This is a genomic window from Isoptericola sp. NPDC019693 (assembly GCF_044389085.1).
Lineage (GTDB): Bacteria > Actinomycetota > Actinomycetes > Actinomycetales > Cellulomonadaceae > Isoptericola.
Genome location: NZ_JBIRXP010000001.1, coordinates 1,133,037 through 1,153,624, shown reverse-complemented (window position 1 = coordinate 1,153,624; position 20,588 = coordinate 1,133,037). Strand labels below are relative to the sequence as shown.

16 protein-coding genes are annotated in these 20,588 nt (G+C 76.0%); 13 read left to right on the top strand and 3 right to left on the bottom strand.

The features are described 5' to 3' along the window. Window positions 1–1,159 precede the first annotated feature (1,159 nt). The 13 genes from ACH436_RS05360 (at window position 1,160) to ACH436_RS05300 (ending at window position 17,919) form a co-directional block, all read left to right on the top strand. Window positions 1,160–1,993, top strand: a complete 834-nt coding sequence (locus ACH436_RS05360) for a hypothetical protein (RefSeq protein WP_430559120.1) — start codon at window positions 1,160–1,162, stop codon at window positions 1,991–1,993. Next, window positions 1,990–3,003: an HAD-IIA family hydrolase gene (locus ACH436_RS05355; RefSeq protein WP_430559119.1), complete on the top strand. Its 1,014-nt coding sequence runs from the start codon at window positions 1,990–1,992 to the stop codon at window positions 3,001–3,003. Before ACH436_RS05360 ends, ACH436_RS05355 begins: the two co-directional genes overlap by 4 nt. Window positions 3,004–3,300: 297 nt before the next feature. Then, the gene (locus ACH436_RS05350) at window positions 3,301–3,555 is read left to right on the top strand and encodes a hypothetical protein (protein ID WP_430559118.1); all 255 of its coding nucleotides are present in this window, start codon (window positions 3,301–3,303) and stop codon (window positions 3,553–3,555) included. A gap of 5 nt (window positions 3,556–3,560) precedes the next feature. Continuing rightward, entirely contained in the window at window positions 3,561–4,451 is an 891-nt protein-coding gene (locus ACH436_RS05345; protein WP_430559117.1) for a TlyA family RNA methyltransferase, read from the top strand. Then, window positions 4,448–5,434, top strand: a complete 987-nt coding sequence (locus ACH436_RS05340) for an NAD kinase (RefSeq protein ID WP_430559116.1) — start codon at window positions 4,448–4,450, stop codon at window positions 5,432–5,434. The genes ACH436_RS05345 and ACH436_RS05340 overlap by 4 nt, the downstream gene beginning before the upstream one ends. 1 nt (window position 5,435) lies before the next feature. Next, entirely contained in the window at window positions 5,436–7,211 is a 1,776-nt protein-coding gene (gene recN, locus ACH436_RS05335) for a DNA repair protein RecN (protein WP_430559115.1), read from the top strand. Between the two features lie 5 nt (window positions 7,212–7,216). Then, window positions 7,217–8,410, top strand: a complete 1,194-nt coding sequence (gene steA / locus ACH436_RS05330; protein WP_430559114.1) for a putative cytokinetic ring protein SteA — start codon at window positions 7,217–7,219, stop codon at window positions 8,408–8,410. 62 nt (window positions 8,411–8,472) lie between these two features. Next, on the top strand, window positions 8,473–9,471 hold the full coding sequence (locus ACH436_RS05325; RefSeq protein ID WP_430559113.1) for a copper transporter: 999 nt from the start codon (window positions 8,473–8,475) through the stop codon (window positions 9,469–9,471). Beyond that, a complete protein-coding gene (locus ACH436_RS05320; protein ID WP_430559112.1) occupies window positions 9,471–10,379 on the top strand; it encodes a hypothetical protein in 909 nt (302 codons plus the stop codon). Before ACH436_RS05325 ends, ACH436_RS05320 begins: the two co-directional genes overlap by 1 nt. Before the next feature lie 4 nt (window positions 10,380–10,383). Further along, on the top strand, window positions 10,384–12,072 hold the full coding sequence (gene murJ, locus ACH436_RS05315) for a murein biosynthesis integral membrane protein MurJ (protein ID WP_430559111.1): 1,689 nt from the start codon (window positions 10,384–10,386) through the stop codon (window positions 12,070–12,072). Window positions 12,073–12,130: 58 nt separating this feature from the next. Then, window positions 12,131–13,819, top strand: coding sequence for a CTP synthase (locus ACH436_RS05310; protein ID WP_430559110.1), 1,689 nt, complete (start codon window positions 12,131–12,133; stop codon window positions 13,817–13,819). After that, window positions 13,816–14,484, top strand: a complete 669-nt coding sequence (locus tag ACH436_RS05305; protein ID WP_430559109.1) for an NUDIX domain-containing protein — start codon at window positions 13,816–13,818, stop codon at window positions 14,482–14,484. Before ACH436_RS05310 ends, ACH436_RS05305 begins: the two co-directional genes overlap by 4 nt. A 21-nt stretch (window positions 14,485–14,505) precedes the next feature. Further along, the gene (locus ACH436_RS05300; protein ID WP_430559108.1) at window positions 14,506–17,919 is read left to right on the top strand and encodes an AfsR/SARP family transcriptional regulator; all 3,414 of its coding nucleotides are present in this window, start codon (window positions 14,506–14,508) and stop codon (window positions 17,917–17,919) included. On the opposite strand, the gene ACH436_RS05295 is transcribed toward ACH436_RS05300, so the two are convergent. The 3 genes from ACH436_RS05295 to ACH436_RS05285 form a co-directional block, all read right to left on the bottom strand. Next, complete coding sequence (locus ACH436_RS05295; RefSeq protein ID WP_430559107.1) at window positions 17,901–18,752, bottom strand: ABC transporter permease; 852 nt, start codon at window positions 18,750–18,752, stop codon at window positions 17,901–17,903. The genes ACH436_RS05300 and ACH436_RS05295 overlap by 19 nt on opposite strands. After that, window positions 18,749–19,735, bottom strand: coding sequence for an ATP-binding cassette domain-containing protein (locus tag ACH436_RS05290; RefSeq protein ID WP_430559106.1), 987 nt, complete (start codon window positions 19,733–19,735; stop codon window positions 18,749–18,751). The genes ACH436_RS05295 and ACH436_RS05290 overlap by 4 nt, the downstream gene beginning before the upstream one ends. Before the next feature lie 98 nt (window positions 19,736–19,833). Further along, window positions 19,834–20,562, bottom strand: a complete 729-nt coding sequence (locus ACH436_RS05285) for an aminotransferase class IV (RefSeq protein WP_430559105.1) — start codon at window positions 20,560–20,562, stop codon at window positions 19,834–19,836. Window positions 20,563–20,588: the final 26 nt, after the last annotated feature.

Genomic DNA, 20,588 nt, shown 5'->3' with positions numbered 1-20,588 from the left:
CTCGCGAGGGGGTGGGAGAGTAGGACGCCGCCGGACACCCATTCACGAAAGGCCCACCCCACACCCGGGGTGGGCCTTTCGCATACCCCGAACACTCGGTGTCATTCCCGGCGGGCGCCGACCCCGAACACCGGTCCTGACCTGTGCCCGTGATGACAGGGCCCGTACCCCGGGGGACGCCGTGCCTGCCGTCACATGCGGAGGGGCCCTTGCGGCCCGTCCCCACCGAGGCTGGCGTGGGAGAATACGGGTCGTGTCGGCGTCGGAGAGGAAGACCGTGAACGATTCATCGCGGGACGAGAGCAAGGGCGGTGCGGGCGGTCGCGCACCGTCGTCCCGTGACGGGGGCGCCCGCGGGGGATCGCGGGACGCGAACCGGGGTTCGCGGGGGTCGGCGGGCGGACGCGGAGATCGTCCGCAGCGCGGCTACACGGACCGTGGGCAGAACGCGGGGCGCCCGACGAGGGGCGACGCGTCACGCGACGAACGCGGCGGCTTTGGCGGCCGCGACCGCGCGGCACAGGCGGGGCGGCCGTCCGAGAGCCGTGGGCGGCCCGACCGCCGACCTGACGGCGCGCGCGATGAACGTGAGGACCGCCGGACGGAGCGTCGCCCGGCCCGCGGCGCGGGAGACCGGCGTGACTTCGCCACGCGCGACCGCCGGGACGAGCGTCCCGGGCGGGGTCGCGCTCAGGAGCGCGACGGCTACGTCAGCAGGGACGAGCGCGGAGGCGATCGGCGAGGATCGGAGTACCGGTCGAGCCAGCAGCGGGACGGCCAGGGTCGCGTCGACTCGAGGCGTACGCCCGGTCGGGAAGAAGGCCGCTACGACGGGCGTCCCAGCACCCGCGACGCCCGAGGCCGCGACGACCGCGCGTCGTCGGGTGACCGCGGGTACCGACGTGGTGACGCGGGGGACCGCGCACGTCCGTACGAGCGCGGTGAGCGCCGTGGACAGCAGGTCGAGCGCCCTGGGCAGCGAGACGGCAGGGGCGGTGGCTCGCGCCCGGACTCCCGCGTCGCAGGCTCTCGGGGACCGGCGACGGGTCGGCGCGGCGGGGACGGGCAGGGCCACGGCGGCGGACGTCCCGGTCGGCCGGCGGCGGGTGCCGAGCGGCGCCCTCGCGTCGTCGAGCCGGATATCGCCGATGACGCGTCGATGGGACAGCTGAGCCGAGATGTCCGGGGTCGCCTGCGCGGGCTGACCAAGGAGAACGCGGAACGCATCGGTCTGCACCTGGTGATGGCGGGCCGGCTCCTCGACGTCGACCCGGAGCGTGCCTACGAGCACACCCAGGCAGCGGTCCGTCGGGGCGGCCGGGTGGACGTCGTCCGGGAGGCCGCGGGCATCGCGGCGTACCGGACCGGGCGGTTCGCCGAGGCCCTCCGCGAGCTGCGCACGGTGCGACGGCTCAACGGGTCGTCCGAGCACCTGCCGCTCATGGCGGACGCGGAGCGCGGCCTCGGCCGTCCCGAGCGCGCCCTGGCTCTCGCCGCGAGCGAGGAGGCGCGCACGCTCGACGCCGAGGGGCGCACCGAGCTCGCCATCGTGGCGAGCGGGGCGCGCAGCGACCTGGGGGAGCACGACGCCGCACTGGCGGTGCTCGACCGCATCCCCGCGGCCGAGCGGCGCGGTGACCTCGGTCTCCGGGTGCTGCAGGCGCGCGCGGCTGCCCTGGAGGCGGCCGGACGCCAGGACGAGGCGGCTCAGCTCCTGGCCGGTGTCGACCCGGCCGACCTCGAGCGTGCGTCCGGCGCACCGCAGGAGGAGGACGACGTCGTCGTGTACGACACGTACGACGAGGACGCCGTCGACGAGGACCTCGATGTCGGTGCGGGGGACGCGGACGACGCCGGGCGGCCCGACCAGTCTGACGCCACCGTGGCGAGCGAGGGCGCTGAGCCGGTCGAGCCGGAGCAGACGGAGCAGGAGTCCGTCTCGGCGCCGGAGCAGGGCGACGAGGTGGACGGCCCGGACGCGGGCAAGGCATGACGGCCACGCTGTCGGGCACTGCCGTCCCGCTCGCTGCTGCGCACGACCTGGCCCTGGTCGACCTCGACGGGGTCGCGTACAAGGGCCACCTGCCCATCCCGCACGCCGCGGACAGCCTGACGGCGGCGCGGACCGCGGGGCTCCGGCTCGTGTTCGTCACCAACAACGCCTCGCGCGAGCCCGAGGAGGTGGCCGCCCAGCTCACCGGGCTGGACATCCCCACCGCTGCGGACGAGGTCATGACGGCTGCGCAGGCGTGCGCGGCCCTGCTGCGCACGCGGCTGGAGCCGGGCGCCAAGGTCCTCGTCGTCGGCGGGGCAGGCCTGCGGACGGCTGTCGCCGGGGCGGGCCTGACGATCGTCGACTCCGCTGACGACGCCCCCGACGCCGTGGCCCAGGGGTACGCGCCGGGGCTGGGCTGGAGCGACCTGGCGGAGGCCGCGTACGCGGTGGCCGGCGGTGCCCGGCACGTCGCGAGCAACCTCGACCTCTCGCTCCCGACCGCCCGGGGCTTCGCCCCCGGCAACGGCGCCCTGGTCGGCGCCGTCGTGGCCGCGACGGGGGTCGAGCCGGACAGCGCGGGCAAGCCGTCGCCCACGATGTACCGCCTGGCGGTCGACCGGGCCGGCGCAGAGCGTCCTCTGGTGATCGGGGACCGTCTCGACACCGACCTCGCGGGGGCACGTACCGGCGGGTACCCCGGCCTGCACGTGCTCACCGGCGTCTCCACGGCGCGCGACGCCGTGCTGGCGGAACCGGGCCTGCGCCCGGACTACGTCGGGGCCGACCTGCGCGCGCTGCACGAGCCGCACCCCCGCCCCGAGCCGGCGGACCAGGGGTGGTGGACGTGCGCGGGCCGCGCGGCGCGCGTCGTGGACGGGGCGCTCGAGCTCGACGGCCAGGGCCCGCGCGGGATCGACGTGATCCGCGCGGCCTGTGCGGCCGCGTGGGACGCCGCCGACCGGGGGCGTCCGGCCGCGGCGTCGACCGTGCCCGAGCTGCTCGCCTGACCACCGCGCCACCAGGTCTGCGCCACCGGACCTGCGCCTCACGGTCCGCGCGACGAGGTGGCCGCCGCCCCCCCGTGCGCGCCGCGGGCCGGCGCGGAGGCCCACGCCCCTGCGGGCTCACGACGGACCCGGTCGCCGGCTGTGCGTCGTGCGCAGGACGTCCGCGCCAACGGGTAGCGTGGACCCGGACCTCGGACGGCGGCTTCCCGCGCGACCAGCCCCCTCGGGCCGACGGTCCGCGCGCACCCGCACGGGTGCCGGCGACGAGAACAGGACCGCGAGCCGTAGGGAGGGATCATGACGCAGGACCCACCGACGCACGACGGCTCGACCGCGGGGACGAGCCACCGCGACGCCTCCGACCAGGCGCCCCGGCCGGTGCCGACGGCGCCCCGTGATCCCGGCAGCGGCGCGGGGATCGACGATCTCGACGGGCTGGACGACCTCCCCGTCGCCGAGCACGTGGAGCGCTTCACCCGGGTGCACGACGCCCTGCGCGCGCGGCTGGACGCCGGACAGGACGACGCCCCGGCCGCGGAGCCGCGACGTTGACGGCGGTGGCACGGACCGACGGGCGGATGGACGCCGAGCTCGTGCGCCGTGGCCTGGCCCGGTCGCGCCGCCAGGCCGTGCAGCTCATCGACGCGGGTCGCGTGCGCCTCGGTGACCGTCTCGTCACGAAGCCGTCCACGCCGGTGCCCGACGGCGCCCAGGTGAGCGTCCTCGCCGACCCCGCCGACCCGGGGTACGCCTCGCGCGCCGGCGGCAAGCTGGCCGGGGCCCTCGACGCGCTCGGGAGGGCGCCCGCCGGCCGCGAGCTGCTGCAGGCGGTCGAGGGCGGGTGGTGCCTGGACGTGGGTGCCTCGACCGGGGGCTTCACGGACGTGCTGCTGCGCCGGGGCGCGCGACACGTGGTGGCGCTCGACGTCGGCCACGACCAGCTCGTGCCGGCCCTGCGGGACGATCCCCGGGTCACGGTCGTCGAGGGCTTCAACCTGCGCGACCTCACGCCGTCGGACCTGGAGCGCACCCCCGACGTCGTGGTGGGCGACCTGTCCTTCATCTCCCTCACGCTCGTGCTGGCACCGCTCGCCGACGTGCTCTCCCCGGAGGGTCACGCGTTGCTGCTGGTGAAGCCGCAGTTCGAGGTCGGTCGGGAGCGCCTCGGCAGCGGCGGCGTCGTGCGCGACCCGGACCTGCACGTCGAAGCGGTCCTCGCCGTCGTGCGGGCCGCGGCGGCGCACGGGCTGCGCGCCCACGCGGTGGTGCCCAGCCCGTTGCCCGGGCCGAGCGGTAACCGCGAGTACTTCTGCTGGTTCCGGCCGGGCGGCGGCGCCGCGGCGGTCGGCGCCGAGCCGGCTGCGGAGGCTGCCGTCGCCTGGGAGCCCGGCGCCCCCGACGCGCCGCCGTCCGTCCCGCCCGTCCTGCCGATCGGAGGAGCACCGTGAGCCGCCGAGTCCTCATCGTCACCCACGGGGGCCGCCCGGAGGCCGTGGCGGCCCTCTCCGAGGCCGTGCGCGAGCTCACCGAGGCGGGCTTCGAGGTCGCCCTGCACGACGACGACCTGGCCGAGTCGTTCGGCGACCACATGGCCGCGGCGCGCGTCCGGGAGGGGGTGACCGACTCCGAGGCCGTCATGGTCCTGGGCGGTGACGGCACGATCCTGCGCGCCGCCGAGCTCACGCACGGCACCGGGGTGCCGCTCCTGGGCGTCAACCTGGGACACGTCGGCTTCCTCGCCGAGAGCGAGCGCGACGACCTGCGGCACGCGGTGCGGAGGCTGGCCGCCCGCGACTACGAGGTCGAGGAGCGCGCCGTCGTCGACGTCGCCGTCCACCTGCCCGGGGAGGAGTCGCCGCGCACCGGGTGGGCGCTCAACGAGGCCACCGTGGAGAAGGCGCGGCGGGAGCGGATGGTCGAGGTCGGCATCGCCGTCGACGGCCGCCCGCTGTCGTCGTTCGGCTGCGACGGCGTCGTGATGTCCACGGCGACGGGGTCGACGGCGCACGCGTTCTCGGCCGGCGGGCCCGTCATGTGGCCGGAGGTCGACGGCGTGCTGCTGGTGCCCCTGTCCGCGCACGCCCTGTTCGCGCGCCCGCTCGTCATCGGACCGCGCTCGACGTACACGGTGAAGGTGCTCGAGCGCAGCCCCGTGCCCGCGGTGCTGACCTGCGACGGCCGGCGGCGTATCGACCTGCCGGTCGGCTCGTGGGTGGAGGTGCGTCGGGGCGCCCTGCCGCTGCGGTTCGCGCGACTGTCGCCGGCGCCGTTCACCGACAGGCTCGTGTCGAAGTTCTCGCTGCCGGTCGTCGGCTGGCGGGAGCTGGCGGCGAACCGCCCCGACCACCGGGCCCCCGCGTCGGACGAGCACGACGCGCACGGCGAGCACGACACGCACGGCGAGCACGACGAGTACGACAAGGAGGCGTGAGGTGCTCGAGGAGATCGCGATCGAGAACCTGGGCGTGATCCGCGCCGCCCGGGTCCCGCTGGCCGACGGGCTGACCGTCATCACGGGCGAGACGGGCGCGGGCAAGACCATGGTGCTCACCGGCCTGGGCCTGCTCATGGGCGGCAAGGCCGACCCCGCCGCGGTGCGCCCCGGCGCGGACGGCGCGGTCGTCGAGGGTCGGCTGCGCGTGGCCGCGCATCCCGCGGTGGCGGCGCGGGTGGACGAGGCGGGCGGCGAGGTCGACGACGACGGGACGGTCGTGGTGCTGCGGACCGTTGCCGCGGCGGGCCGCTCCCGCGCCCACCTCGGCGGGCGCGGCGTGCCGCAGGCGGTGCTCGCGGAGATCGCGGACGAGCTCGTGACCGTGCACGGCCAGTCGGACCAGCTGCGGCTGCGCACGGCGGCCAAGCAGCGCGAGGCCCTCGACTCCTTCGCGGGGCCCGACCACCAGGACGACCTCGACGCCTACCGGGCCGCCTGGACGGAGCGCGCCGGGCTGCTGGCCGAGATCGAGGACCTCACCGCGCGGGCCGCCGAGCGCTCCCGCGAGGCGGAGCTGCTGCGCCTCGGGCTGGCCGAGGTGGAGCGCGTGGACCCGCAACCGGGGGAGGACGCCGAGCTCACGGCCCTCGTCGGGCGGCTGGGCAACGCCGAGCAGCTGCGCGTCGCCGCGCAGGAGGCGCACGACGCGGTCGCGGGCGACGACGTGGAGACCGCCGGCAGCGCGGTCGAGGCGGTCGAGCGGGCGCGTCGCGCGCTCGAGGCGGCGGCCGCCGACGACCCGGCGCTGGGCGGGCACGCGACCCGCCTCGCGGAGGCGGGGTACCTGCTCGCCGACGTCGCGACCGAGCTGTCGTCGTACGTGAACGACCTGCAGGCCGACCCGGCGGGCCTCGAGACCGCGCACGCGCGGCTCGCGGAGCTCACGACGCTCACCCGGAGCTACGGCGAGACCATCGACGACGTGCTGCGGTGGGCGAGCGACGCCGGCCTGCGGCTGCTCGACCTGGACGACGGCGGCGAGCGGCTGGCGGGGATGCGCGAGCGCACCGCCGAGCTGGACGCCCAGCTGGCCGATGCCGCGGACCGGCTGACCACGGGGCGCCGCAAGGCGGCGGAGGCGCTCTCCGACGCGGTCACGCAGGAGCTGTCCGGGCTGGCCATGAAGGGCGCGCGGCTCGTCGTCGACGTGGCACCCGCGGACGAGCCGGGTCCGTGGGGCGCCGACCAGGTCGCGTACCTGCTGGAGCCGCACCCCGGCGCGCCCGCCCGTCCTCTGGGCAAGGGTGCCTCCGGCGGCGAGCTCTCGCGCGTGATGCTTGCCGTCGAGGTGGCGCTCGCCACGTCGCGGGTGGAGGCGGGAGCCGGTGCGGACCCGGCGTCCGGCCGGGTCGTGGCACCGTTGCCGACGTTCGTCTTCGACGAGGTCGACGCCGGCGTCGGCGGGCGCGCTGCCGTCGAGGTGGGGCGCCGGCTCGCGGTGCTCGCGCGCAGCACGCAGGTGGTCGTCGTGACGCACCTCGCCCAGGTGGCGGCCTTCGCCGACTCGCACCTGGTGGTGACCAAGTCCACGCCCGAGGCCGGGTCCGACGCCGAGAACGGGACGGAGGCGGGCATCACCGTGACGGGGGTGCGCGAGGTCACGGACGACGACCGCGTCCGTGAGCTGGCGCGGATGCTCTCCGGCCAGGACGAGTCCGCGACCGCGCGTCAGCACGCGGTCGAGCTCCTGGCGTCCTCCACCGTGGGACGATAGGGGCGATGAAAATGATCCTGCGCAAGTCCGAGCGTGCGCCCGACGCCGGCGACGAGGGCACCGACGTGGCGGGGCCCGCCCGGGTCGGCACGCGGACCAAGGACCTGACGAAGCGGCTGCACGCCGGCGACGTGGCCGTCATCGACCACGTCGACATCGACCGGGTCGCCGCCGACGCGCTGGTGGCGGTCAGCCCCGCGGCGGTGCTCAACGCCGCGCGGTCGACGTCCGGCAGGTACCCGAACGCGGGGCCCGGCATCCTCGTCGACGCCGGCATCACGCTGGTCGACGACCTCGGCCCCGCCGTCATGGCGCTGCCCGAGGGCGCCGCGGTGCGGATCGACGGCGGCACCGTCCTGGTCGACGGGGCCACCGTGGCGGAGGGCGTCCGGCAGACCCCGGAGACCGTCGCGGCGGACATGGTCGCGGCGCGTGAGGGCCTGTCGGAGGAGATCGAGAACTTCGCCGAGAACACGATGACGTACCTGCGTCGCGAGCGGGACCTCCTGCTCGACGGCGTCGGCGTGCCCGAGGTGCGCACGAAGTTCGACGGCCGGCACGTGCTCATCGTCGTGCGCGGGTACCACTACCGCGAGGACCTGGCGATGCTGCGGTCCTACATCACCGAGAACCGACCGGTGCTGGTCGGCGTCGACGGTGGTGCGGACGCGATCATCGACGCGGGCTGGAAGCCCGACATGATCGTCGGCGACATGGACTCGGTGTCCGACCGTGCGCTGTCGTCGGGCGCGGAGATCGTGGTGCACGCGTACCGCGACGGCAACGCGCCCGGGCTGGACCGCGTGCAGGCGCTCGGGGTCGAGCCCGTGGTGTTCCCCGCGACGGGCACCAGCGAGGACATCGCCATGCTCCTCGCCGACGACAAGGGCGCCGAGCTCATCGTCGCCGTGGGCACGCACGCCACCCTGGTCGAGTTCCTCGACAAGGGCCGGGCGGGGATGGCCAGCACGTTCCTCACGCGCCTGCGGGTGGGCGGCAAGCTGGTCGACGCCAAGGGCGTCTCCCGGCTGTACCGCACACGGATCTCGAACCTGCAGCTCACCCTGCTGTCCCTGGCAGGAGTGGCCGCCGTCGTCGCAGCGCTCTGGTCCACGGCCGCGGGACAGACGCTCTTCGGGCTGATCGGTGCCCGGATCGACGACCTCGTCTCCTGGGTGGGTAGCCTCTTCGGCGGGTGACGCCCCGGCACACCCCTCCCCGCACCCGCCCGACCCGACCCGACAAGGAACCTCTGCCGACCGTGATCGACTTCAGGTACCACCTCGTCTCCCTGATCTCCGTCTTCCTCGCCCTCGCGGTGGGCATCATCCTCGGTGCCGGACCTCTCCAGGGCACGCTCGGCGACCAGCTCACCGAGCAGGTCGACGCGCTGCGCACCGAGCGCAACACGTTGCGGGAGGAGCTCGGGCAGGAGCAGACCACGGCGCAGGACCAGCGGCGCTTCATCGAGAGCGCCGGCGACCAGCTCGTCGCCGGCTCGCTCGCAGGGATGAACGTCGCGGTCGTCGAGGTGGACGAGGTGAGCGACGCGAACCGGAACGCCGTGCTGGACGAGCTGGAGGCCGCGGACGGGACGGTCGTCGCCCAGGAGCGTCTGGCCGCGTCGTGGACGTCGGCCGACGAGCTGACGATGCGACAGACCGTCGCCGACGGCCTGCGCGAGAAGCTGCCCGCCGACACGGTCGAGGGCGTCATCGACGACGAGTCCGGCCCCGCGGCCCTGCTCGCCGCGTCGCTGACCGTGGCGCTCACCGACGCTGCGCCGGGGGAGCCGGGCACGTTCAGCGACGCCGCCCTCGAGCAGCAGCACCTCCTGGAGCAGGTGGGCCTCGTGGAGCAGGTCGCCGAGCCGAGCGCCCCGGCGGACGCGATCCTCCTGCTGTCCGGCGGCGACACGGCCGCCGCCGCGGACGACGAGACGCAGGACGCCGACCCGGAGCAGACCGGGATGGGGGCGCTCGCGGCGCTCGCGGGCACCTCCGCCGAGATCGCCGGCACCTCCGTGGTGGCCGGCCCGACGACGCAGGACGGCGACCTGGTGGCCACCGTCCGCGCGGACGACGCGCTCGCCGACACGGTCAGCACGGTCAGCGGCGTGGAGCTCACGACCGGGCAGATCGTCGTGCCGCTCGCGATCGCTGCCCAGGCCGCCGGCGCGGTCGACCAGTACGGCTTCGAGGACGGCGCCTCGGTCCTGCCGCCCGTGGTCGAGCAGGGCGAGCCGCAGGGGAACGGCTGATGGCCCGGGGGAGCGGCGTGGGCGCGCTGCTGCGCGGGGCGCTCGTGGCGGCGGCGGGCACGACGCTCGTGCGCCGGGTGCTGGACACCGACCCGCCCGGTGGCGCAGCGCGCTGGACGCGCACCAACCACCGCGGCGAGCCCGTGAGCATGCTCGAGGGGCCCGCGGTGGCCGCGGGGCTCGTCGCCGGGACCCTGGCCGCAGGCGGCGGACGGCAGCGCGCCGGTGCGGCGGTCGCGACCGCGGGCGCGGCGGCGTTCGGGCTCGTGGACGACCTCGCCGAGGACACCAGCACCCGCGTGAAGGGCCTCCGCGGTCACCTGGGGGCGCTCGCCGAGGGCCGGCTCACGACCGGTGGCCTCAAGGTGCTCGGCATCGGCGCGACGGCGCTGGCGGGCGCGGCGGTCGGGACCGCGCGCCGGCCGGGCGGGCACGCGGCCGGGCACCTGCTGGACGTCGCCGTGAACGGCGCGCTCGTCGCCGGCACGGCGAACCTGCTCAACCTCCTCGACCTGCGTCCCGGCCGGGCGCTCAAGGCGTCCGCGGCCCTGAGCCTGCCCGTCGTGTGCGGGGCGGCGGGAGCGGGGACCGGCGTCGTCCTCGGGGCGGCCGCCGTGGCGGCGCCCGGAGACCTCGCCGAGCGCGACATGCTGGGGGACGGCGGGGCGAACGCCCTCGGCGCCCTGGTCGGTGCGCAGTGGGCGTTCGGTGCGTCGCGCCCGGCGCGGCTCGCCGCGCTGGCCTCCGTCGTCGGGCTGACCCTCGCGTCCGAGCGGGTGAGCTTCTCCGCGGTGATCGAGCGCACGCCGTGGCTGCGCGCCGCGGACGGCTGGGGTCGCCGCCCGGCGGAGAACCCGGCAGACGACCAGGAGCAGGGCCCGGCGCGGGAACCCGCCGCGGGGGAGTGAACCAATGACGTCGCGCCCGGGCGGGCTGCGGGCGGCGACCCAGACGCTCGCCGGCGCCGCCGTGATGATCACCGTCGTGACGGTGGCGAGCCGCCTGGTCGGCTTCGCACGGTCGCTGGTGCTGTCGTGGGCGGTCGGCACCGAGGGTGTCGGCCCGGCGTACAGCGCGGCCAACCAGCTGCCGAACGTCCTCTTCGAGGTGGCCGCCGGCGGTGCGCTCGCGGGCGCCGTCGTGCCGCTGCTCGCCGGCCCGATCGCGCGCCGCTCCGCGCGGGAGACCTCGGGGGTGGCCTCGGCGCTGCTGGGCTGGACGCTCGCCGTGCTGGTGCCGCTCGGCGCCCTCCTCGCGGTCCTGGCGGGCCCGATCGCCGCGCTGCTCATGGCCAGGCATCCCGAGCTCGTCGACGTCACCGCGACGTTCGTGCGCACGTTCGCCCTCCAGGTGCCCCTGTACGGCGTCGCGGTCGTGCTCGGCGGCATCCTGCAGGCCCACAAGAGGTTCTTCTGGCAGGCGTTCGCGCCGCTGCTGTCCAGCCTGGCCGTCATCGCCGTCTACCTCGTGTTCTTCGCCATGGCGGACGGGGACCAGGCCGACGTCGCGGAGCTGTCGACGGCCGCGATCGGCTGGCTCGGCTGGGGCACGACGGCGGGCGTCGCGGTCCTGGCGCTGCCCCTGGTGGCGCCCGTGCTGCGGACGGGGACCCGGCTGCGCCCGACGCTGCGCTTCCCCGGCGGAGAGGGTGTGCGCGCGCGCAACCTCGCCCTCGCAGGCATCGGGGCGCTCGTGGCGCAGCAGCTGTCCGTGCTCGCCGTGATGGGGGCGGCGTTCCGGTTCGGGCCGGAGCAGACCTTCCCCACGTACACGTTCGCCCAGCAGGTCTACCTGCTGCCCTACGCGGTGCTGGCGTTCCCGCTCGCCACGAGCGCCTTCCCGCGGCTCGCGGAGCACGTCGCGCACGGCCGTCTCGACCGGTTCCGCGGCCTGCTGGCCACCACCACCCGGACGCTCCTGGTGGTGTCCGGGCTGGGCGTGGGCGCGCTCGTCGCTGCCTCCGAGTCGGTCGAGGCGGTGTTCGCGCGCATCGCGAACGGCTCGGTGGCGGGGCTCGGGGAAGCCGTCGCGTGGATGGCCCCGGGGATCGTCGGCTTCGCGCTGATCCTGCACCTGTCGCGCGCGCTGTACGCGATCGACCACCAGCGCGTGGCCGTGATCGTGACGGCGGCCGGCTGGCTGGTCGTGGCCGGTGCGGCGTTCGCCCTGCCGGCCGCGACCGGCGTGCGGGACCAGGTGGGCGTGCTCACCCAGCTCGGCCTGGCCACGGCACTCGGCATGACCGTGGCGGCCGTCGGGCTGCTCGCCGCCGTCGGCCGGTTCGCCGGCCGGGACGCGTTGCGCGGGGTGCCGCGGACCCTGGTCGTGCTCGTCGTGGCGACGGTGCTCGGCGCGGCCGCGGGGGCGCTCGTCTCGGGCGCGCTGCTGCCGACGGACGCCACGATCCTGCCCGCCCTCGGCGTGGGGATCCTCGCGACGCTGGTGGCGGGGGCCGTCGTCGTGGGCGTGTTCCTCGTGGCCGACCGGTCCGCCGTGACCGGGCTGGTCCGGCGCGGGCGCCCGCCCGAGCAGCCCGTCGCCGACCCGGCGGACGCCACGGAGGACCCCGCTGCGGGCTCTGACGAGCGACGCGCGAAGTGACCAGGCGCACCGCGCGGCCCGCGTGCCGGCGTGCTACCCGCTGTTAGCATGGAGTTCCGTGGCCGACAGCGCGAACAGACTCCAGCCCCGCTCCTCCAGCCGTACCGGTGCCACGCACCAGACACGGCACATCTTCGTGACGGGCGGTGTGGCCTCCTCGCTCGGGAAGGGGCTCACGGCCTCCTCGCTCGGGCGCCTGCTGCGCTCGCGGGGCCTGCGGGTCACGATGCAGAAGCTCGACCCCTACCTCAACGTGGACCCGGGCACGATGAACCCGTTCCAGCACGGCGAGGTCTTCGTCACCGAGGACGGCGCCGAGACCGACCTCGACATCGGCCACTACGAGCGGTTCCTCGACGTCGAGCTGCCGGCCTCCTCGAACGTCACGACCGGTCAGGTCTACTCCCGCGTGATCGCCAAGGAGCGCCGGGGCGAGTACCTCGGTGACACCGTCCAGGTGATCCCGCACATCACGGACGAGATCAAGTCGCGCATGCGCGACCAGGCGGGCCCCGAGGTCGACGTGATCATCACGGAGATCGGCGGCACCGTCGGCGACATCGAGTCCCAGCCGTTCCTCGAGGCCGCCCGCCAGGTGCGGCACGAGCTGGGCCGCGACGACTGCTTCTTCCTGCACGTGTCGCTCGTGCCCTACATCGGACCGTCGGGCGAGCTCAAGACCAAGCCGACCCAGCACTCGGTGGCCGCCCTGCGGTCCATCGGCATCCAGCCCGACGCGATCGTGCTGCGTGCCGACCGGGTCGTGCCGGAGTCGATCAAGCGCAAGATCGCGCTCATGTGCGACGTCGACAACGAGGCCGTCGTCAACGCGGTCGACGCGCCGAGCATCTACGACATCCCGCGCGTGCTGCACGCCGAGGGTCTGGACGCCTACGTCGTGCGCCGCCTGGACCTGCCCTTCCACGACGTCGACTGGGACGGCTGGAGCCAGCTCCTGGAGCGGGTGCACGAGCCGGAGCACAACGTCGAGATCGCGCTCGTCGGCAAGTACATCGACCTGCCCGACGCGTACCTGTCGGTGACCGAGGCGCTGCGTGCCGGCGGCTTCGACAACGACGCCAAGGTCGGTGTCCGGTGGGTGGCGGCGGACGACTGCCAGACGCCGGAGGGCGCGCAGGAGGCGCTGGAGGGCGTGGACGCGGTGCTGGTGCCGGGCGGCTTCGGCGTGCGCGGCATCGACGGCAAGGTCGGCGCGCTGCGCTGGGCGCGCGAGAACCTGGTGCCGACGCTCGGCATCTGCCTCGGCCTGCAGTCGATGGTCATCGAGTACGCACGCAACGTCCTCGGGCTCGAGGACGCGTCGTCCACGGAGTTCGACCCGCACAGCACCCACCCGGTGATCGCCACGATGGCCGAGCAGCTCGCCATCGTGGGCGGCGACGGCGACCTAGGCGGCACGATGCGTCTCGGGGCGTACGACGCGCACCTCGGGGCCGGCTCGGTCGTGGCGAAGGCGTACGGCAGCGAGCGGGTCTCGGAGCGCCACCGGCACCGCTACGAGGTCAACAACGCCTACCGTGCGCGGCTCGAGGAGGCGGGCCTGGTCTTCTCCGGAACGTCGCCCGACGCGAAGCTCGTCGAGTTCGTCGAGCTGCCCGCCGACGTGCACCCGTACTACGTGAGCACCCAGGCGCACCCGGAGTTCAAGTCGCGCCCCACCCGCTCGCACCCCCTCTTCTCGGGGCTGGTCGCGGCGGCGCTCGAGCGGCAGGGCGGCCAGGCGTGACGACGTCGCCCGCCGTGCCGTCCGGCGCGGCGGGGGACGGCCCGTCGATCTCCGACGAGGCCGCCCCGCGCCCGGTCGTGCGCAGCGAGGTGCTGCACCGCGGCCGGATCGTGGACCTGGTGCGCGACGACGTCGACCTCGGTGCCGCCGGCACCGTCACGCGCGAGTACGTGGTGCACCCCGGGGCGGTCGCGATCGTCGCGCTCGACGACCACGACCGCGTGCTTCTGCTGCGCCAGTACCGCCACCCGGTACGCTCCCGGCTCTGGGAGGTCCCCGCGGGTCTCCTCGACGTCGACGGCGAGCCTCCCGTGCTCGCCGCCGCCCGCGAGCTCGCCGAGGAGGCGGACGCCACCGCGGAGCAGTGGCACGTCCTGGCGGACTTCGCCTCGTCGCCCGGCAGCAGCGACGAGGCGGTGCGGGTCTTCCTCGCGCGCGGACTCGGCGAGGTGCCGGTCGGCTCGCGCCACACCCGCACGGGGGAGGAGGCCGGCATCGAGGTCCGGTGGGTCCCTCTGGACGAGGCCGTCGCCCGGGTGCTCGACGGTAGCCTGCACAACCCCTCCGCCGTGGTGGGCGTCCTCGCCGCGGCGGCGAGCCGGTCGGGCGGCTGGTCGTCGCTGCGGCCGGCGGACGCCCCCTGGCCCTCCCGGCCGGGCGTCTGAGCGCCGGTAGGCTCCACAGGCGTGCGTGACACCTCCGGCCGGCTCCCCGGTCCCGACGACGGCGCGGCGGCCGGGAGCCCCGCGGTGCGCGTGCTGGGTCCGGTCCGCGTGGTCGGGCCGGACGGCGTGGAGCGCCCGCCGCGCGGGGCACGGTCGGCGGCGCTGGTCGTGCTGCTGGCCCTCGCCGGGCACCGCGGGGCGTCGTCGGCGACGCTCGTCGACCGGCTCTGGCAGGAGGACCTGCCCGCCGACCCCCGGGCCGCTCTGCAGAACCTCGTCTCACGGCTGCGCGCCGTGGCCGGGCGCGGCGTCGTGCGGGCCACCGAGACGGGATACGCCCTCGGTGTCCCCACGGACCTCGACCTGGTGCGCGACGCACTGGCGGACGCCCGCCGGGACGTCGTCTCGGGGGACCCGCGCACCGCGGCGGGCACCGCCGGGCACGCGCTCGACCAGTGGACGGGGTCGCCCGGCGCCGAGCTCGAGGGCGGCGGGCTCGCCCCTGTCGCACGCGAGCTGGCGACCGTCGCCGAGCGCTGCCGTGACGAGCTGCGGGTCGTGTACCGGGACGCGGCGGAGGCCGCGGGGCAGCACGCCGTCGTCGCCGAGCTCGCCGGCGCGGACGTGGCCGCCGACCCCACGGACGAGGACGCGGCACGCGCGCTCATGGGTGCGCTCGGCGGACTCGGCCGTCCGGCCGAGGCGCTCCGGGTGTTCACCCGACTGCGGTCGGTGCTGGTCCGGGAGCTGGGTGCCGAGCCGGGACCGGCGACGGCGGCCCTCTACGACCGGCTCGCCGCCGACGTCGAGCGCGCCGGTGGCGGGGACGCGCGGCCTCCGCGAGCGGCGGCCGCGGCGGCGGGGGAGCCGGACACGGCCGGGGTGCCGCCCGCCGGCGGCGGGACCGCCCGAGGCCTGCGGCGCTACCCGACACCGCTCCTGGGCCGCGAGGCCGACGTCGCCGCGGTGCGCGAGGCGCTGGCCGCCGCTCGCCTCGTGACCGTCCTCGGCCCCGGCGGGCTCGGCAAGACCAGGCTCGCGCAGGAGGTCGCGCGGCGGGCCTCGGGCGGTACCGGTCTGGTGGTCGTCGTGGAGCTGGTGGGCGTCCGCGCCGACGAGGACGTCGTGCTCGCGCTCGCCGACGCCCTGGGCGTTTCTCCCGGGGCGGGCTCGGTCCGGCTGGCGGACCGGCTCCAGGCCGGCGACGTGTCCGGCCAGGTCGTCGCGAGGCTGCGCGACGCCGACGCGCTGGTGGTGCTGGACAACTGCGAGCACGTGGTCGAGGGCGCGGCCCGCTGGGCCGAGACGCTGCTGGATGCCTCGCCGCGACTGCGGGTCCTCGCCACCAGCCGGACCCCGCTGCTGCTCGAGCAGGAGGTCGCCTACGCGCCCGCACCGCTCGGCTCCGACCTCGACGACGAGGACGGTGGCCCCGCCGTGCACCTGTTCGTCGAGCGGGCCCGCGCCGTGCGTCCCGACGCCCTGCTGGACCGTGCCACCGTCGCCCGCCTGTGCGATCGTCTGGAGGGTCTGCCCCTGGCCATCGAGCTCGCGGCGGCCCGCGTGCGCACGTTGAGCGTCGCCGAGGTGGAGGCGCGGCTCGACGAGCGGTTCGCCCTGTTGCGGGTGCGCGACCGGTCGGTGCCGGACCGGCACCGCACGCTCGAGGCGGTGCTCGACTGGAGCTGGAACCTGCTCACGGCCGCGCAGCAGGCGCTGTGGCGGCGGGCCGCCGTGCTGCCGGACGGGTTCTCGGCCGAGGCGGCGCGCGCGCTCGTGCCGGACGAGCCCGGCTGGCAGGTGGACGACGACGTGGCCGCGATCGCCCTGCAGTCGCTCGTCCGCGTCGAGGAGGCGGACGGCGCCGCCCGCTACCGGATGGTGGAGACGGTGCGGGAGTTCGGCCTGCTGCGTCTCGCCGCCGCGCGGGAGGAGGAGCAGACGGACGCCGCCGTGCTCGGCTGGTCGACCGGCGTCGCGCGGCGCTGCTCCTCGCGCCTCCTGTCGCCCGCGCAGCGCGAGGCCGTGTCCGAGCTGGCCCGCGAGCAGGAGAACCTGCTGTTCGCCGTCCGCCGCGCGATCGACACGGGCCGGCCCGACGCCGTCGTGCACGGGTTCGTGGCCCTGCTGGGCAGCTGGGCCTCGCGGGGCGCCGAGGAGCGTGTCATGGGCCTGGCCCCCGCGGTGCTCGACGCGCTCCGGGGGTGGGACGTCCCCGAGGAGCACGCCGACGCGACCGCCATCGCCCTCGTGGTGATCGCCGGGACCTCCGTCTTCGGGCCCCCCGGCCGGGCCGGGCGGTCGCTGGGGCGCCTGCGCCGCCTGCTGCGTACCAGCCGCACCGTCGGTGCACGCACCCGCGACCTGGCCCGCGTGGTGCTGTCGAGGACGACCGCGGAGCTCGCCGAGGTACTCACCGCGCTGCAGGCCTCCGACGACGGGTACACGTCGCTGATCGCGCACATGTTCGAGGCGCAGCAGCGGGAGAACGACGGCGAGCTCGCGCGCGCCGTGGACCTCGCCCGGACCGCGCACGAGGTCGCGCGGGCCCTGGGGGACGCCGCGGCCTCCGCCATGACGGCGATGGTCGTCGCGTCGTTCATGGCGGAGCGCGGCGACGCCGCCGAGGCCGTGCGCTGGGTGGACGCCGCCCGGGACGGGCTGGGCGCGATCGGGGTGGACGAGATGGAGCGCCAGGTGCAGTGGGTCGAGCTGAGCGCGGCGCTCCTGGCCGGGGACCTCGCGGCCGCGGACCGGACCGTCGCGGCGATGGCCGCGGCGCTCGACGGGCAGCAGGGCGACCGGGCGGCCGAGATGGCGTCCATCCTGGAGCTGGGGCGCGGCGAGGTGGCGTGGCTGCGCGGGGAGCGGAGCGCGGCGCTCGAGCACCTGGCCCGGTCGGTCGCGTCGTTCGGGCCGGGGCAGCCGCAGGGGGACGGCGCGCCGTGGCTCCTCATGACGGCGTCGGCGGCGCTGGTGCGGCGCGTGCAGGCAGGCGTGGACGTCAGGGCCGACGGTCTCGTACGGCGCATCGTCGACGTCGGACGGGAGGTCCGCCGGTCGGGTCGGGGGTTCGTCGACCGGCCCGTGCTCGCCACGTCGTCGATCGGTGTCGCGTACTGGGCATGCCTCGGGGACGGCGCAGGACCGGAGCAGCAGGACCGCGTGGCCGCCGGGGCGGAGCTGCTCGCGCTCGCGGGCCGCCTGGGCGCGCGCCAGGACCTGCCCGCCCTGCGACTGACGGACCTCCGGGACTCCGTGGCCGAAGCGCTCGGGGGACCCGGCGCCGGCGTCGTCCGGGAGACAGAGGCCCGGGTCGCCGCGCTGGGCGCGGACGAGCTGGTGCCGCGCGCGGAGGAGCTCCTGGCCCGCCTCGCGCACGAGGCGGGCCGGGAGCTCGGCCCCGACGCGGCCGCTCAGGCCTTCTTCATGTAGCTCCGCACGGCGAGCGGGGCAAAGACCAGCACGACGACGGCGCAGCTGAGGAGCGCGACGCCGACCTGCCCGGTCACGCTGCCGGTGCCGGCGAGGTCGCGCACAGCCGTCACCAGGTGCGACACCGGGTTGACGTTGACGAACCCCTGCAACCAGCCGGGCATCGTGTCCACGGGGACGAACGCGTTGGACAGGAACGTCAGCGGGAAGAGGATGAGGAACGACATGCCCTGCACCGACGACGCGGAGCGGGCCACCACGCCGAGGAACGCGAAGATCCAGCTCAGCGACCAGGCGCAGACGACGACGAGCAGGCCGGCGAGCAGCACGCCGCTGACGCCACCGCCCGGGCGCCAGCCCATGACGAGGCCCATGACGATCGTGAGGGTCGTGGCGATGAGGTAGCGGACCGTGTCCGCGACCAGGGCGCCGGCGAGCGGGGCGATGCGGGCGATCGGCAGGGACCGGAACCGGTCGAACACGCCCTTGTCCATGTCCTCGCGCAGCTGGGTGCCGGTCACCGCCGAGGTCGTGATGACGGTCTGCACGAGGATGCCCGGGATGATGACCGGCAGGTAGGCGGAGACGCTGCCGGAGATCGCGCCGCCGAAGATGTACGTGAACATCAGCGTGAAGATGATCGGCTGCACGGTGACGTCGATGAGCTGCTCCGGCGTGCGCCGGATCTTGATCAGCCCGCGGCGGGCCATGGCCAGCGAGTCGGACACGGCCTGGCCGACCGTGACGCGGTTGCGCAGCGTGCGCTCGGCGCCGGGGACGATGCGTCCCCCGGACGCGACGGACGCCGCGGGGGCGGTGGTGAGGGTGGTCATGCGGAGATCTCCTCGAGCTCGGGGGCACCGGCGTCGTCGGACTCGGTCGCGCCGTGGCCGGTCAGGGTCAGGAACACCTCGTCGAGGGACGGCTTATCCATCGACAGCGCGTCCAGGTCGACGCCGGAACCGCGCAGGCGGACCAGCAGGTCGGTGACGCGGGCGGGGTCGGCGACGGGCACCGTGAGGCGCCCCGCCTCGGGGGACGGGGTCGCGGCGACGCCGAGCACGTCCCGGACGGCCGCCACGGCCGCGGGGGTGTCTTCCGGGCGCACCAGGGTCAGCTGCAGCGACTGGGAGCCGACCGACGCCTTGAGCTCGTCGCCCGTGCCCTCCGCGACGACGTGGCCGCGGTCGATCACCGCGATGCGGTCGGCGAGCTGGTCGGCTTCGTCGAGGTACTGCGTGGTGAGCAGCACGGTGGACCCCGTCGCGACGAGGCGGCGGATCGTCTCCCACATCTGCGCGCGGGTGCGGGGGTCGAGTCCCGTGGTGGGCTCGTCGAGGAAGAGCAGCGGCGGCTGGGCGATGAGGCTGGCCGCCAGGTCGAGCCGCCGGCGCATGCCGCCGGAGAAGTTCTTCAGCGGCCGCGCGGCGGCGTCCGTGAGGCTGAACTCCTCGAGCAGGTCACGGGTCCGGCGCGCCGCGGTGGCGCCCTTGAGGCCGTTGAGGCGGCAGAACAGCAGGAGGTTCTCGGTGGCGCTGAGCGTCTCGTCGACCGACGCGTACTGCCCGGTCACGCCGATGAGCTGCCGCACGACGAACGGCTCGCGCGCCACGTCGTGCCCGAAGACGGTGGCACGGCCGGCGTCCGGGCGCAGGAGGGTCGCCAGCATGCGGATGGTGGTGGTCTTCCCGGCGCCGTTCGGGCCGAGCACCCCGTAGACCGTGCCGGTGGCGACCCGCAGGTCGACCCCGTCCACGGCGCGGTTGTCGCCGAAGATCTTGACGAGGCCCTCGGCCTCGATCGCGGTGGTGGTCATGGCACCACCGTGCGTGGCGGCGCTCGCAGCGCGCTGTCACGGCGCTGTCACGCGGTCCCACGCCGCCCGACGTCACCGGACGTCGCTGCCGGGAGGAGCTAGACGGCGTCCCACGGCACGGCGGCGACCGCGGACCGGACCGCCTCGACGCGCGCGGCCGCGTCCGGCAGGGGCGCGCCGTCGACGGAGGCCACGGCGACGATCCCGATCGAGTTCACGAGGAACGCCCCGGCGACGCCGGCCAGGTCCTGCAGGTGCACGGGGCGCGAGCCGCTCGGCGACGTCGCCGCCACGAGGGCGAGGCCGGTGCCGCGCAGGTGCGGCGCCGTGGGCCAGACGACGTCGCCGTCCGGCTCGAGGAAGCCCACGTTCGCGGTCGTCGACTCGGCCACGGCGCCGTCCGGCCCGACGAGCAGCGCGTCGTCGTAGCCCTCCCGGCGCGCCCGGCGGGCCCACTCGGCCTGGGCGAAGCCGCCCAGGTGCTTGAGGTGGGCGAACGGGCGCAGGTAGGGCACGGAGCGCAGGTGCTGCGGGTGGGCGGGCGGGCGGCGCGGGTCGGCCACCTGGACGGCGACGTGCTCGGGGTCGCGCAGCACGACCCGCACGGAGGCGTCGGCCTGCCCGGCCAGCGCGTGCCGCACGAGGTGGCGCACGCGGTCGCCGTCGAGCGGCTGCCCGAAGATCTCCCGGTGCGCCGCGTCGAGCCGGCTCAGGTGGTGTGCCAGGCCCTGGACCCCGCCGCCGCGCACCTGCATGGCGGTGAAGTGGCCGTCCGTGGACGCGACCTGCTCGGCCGTCGCGGGGCGGCCGTCGACCTCGATACGCACGGGTGCACCGTAGCGCGGCGACGGGC

What these genes read in the sequence shown, in the direction of transcription:
- ACH436_RS05360 (WP_430559120.1), top strand. Translation starts at nt 1,160, where the DNA reads ATGGGACAGCTGAGCCGAGATGTCCGGGGTCGCCTGCGCGGGCTGACC.
- ACH436_RS05355 (WP_430559119.1), top strand. Translation starts at nt 1,990, where the DNA reads ATGACGGCCACGCTGTCGGGCACTGCCGTCCCGCTCGCTGCTGCGCAC.
- ACH436_RS05350 (WP_430559118.1), top strand. Translation starts at nt 3,301, where the DNA reads ATGACGCAGGACCCACCGACGCACGACGGCTCGACCGCGGGGACGAGC.
- steA (WP_430559114.1), top strand. Translation starts at nt 7,217, where the DNA reads ATGAAAATGATCCTGCGCAAGTCCGAGCGTGCGCCCGACGCCGGCGAC.
- ACH436_RS05320 (WP_430559112.1), top strand. Translation starts at nt 9,471, where the DNA reads ATGGCCCGGGGGAGCGGCGTGGGCGCGCTGCTGCGCGGGGCGCTCGTG.
- murJ (WP_430559111.1), top strand. Translation starts at nt 10,384, where the DNA reads ATGACGTCGCGCCCGGGCGGGCTGCGGGCGGCGACCCAGACGCTCGCC.
- ACH436_RS05295 (WP_430559107.1), bottom strand. Translation starts at nt 18,752, where the DNA reads ATGACCACCCTCACCACCGCCCCCGCGGCGTCCGTCGCGTCCGGGGGA.
- ACH436_RS05290 (WP_430559106.1), bottom strand. Translation starts at nt 19,735, where the DNA reads ATGACCACCACCGCGATCGAGGCCGAGGGCCTCGTCAAGATCTTCGGC.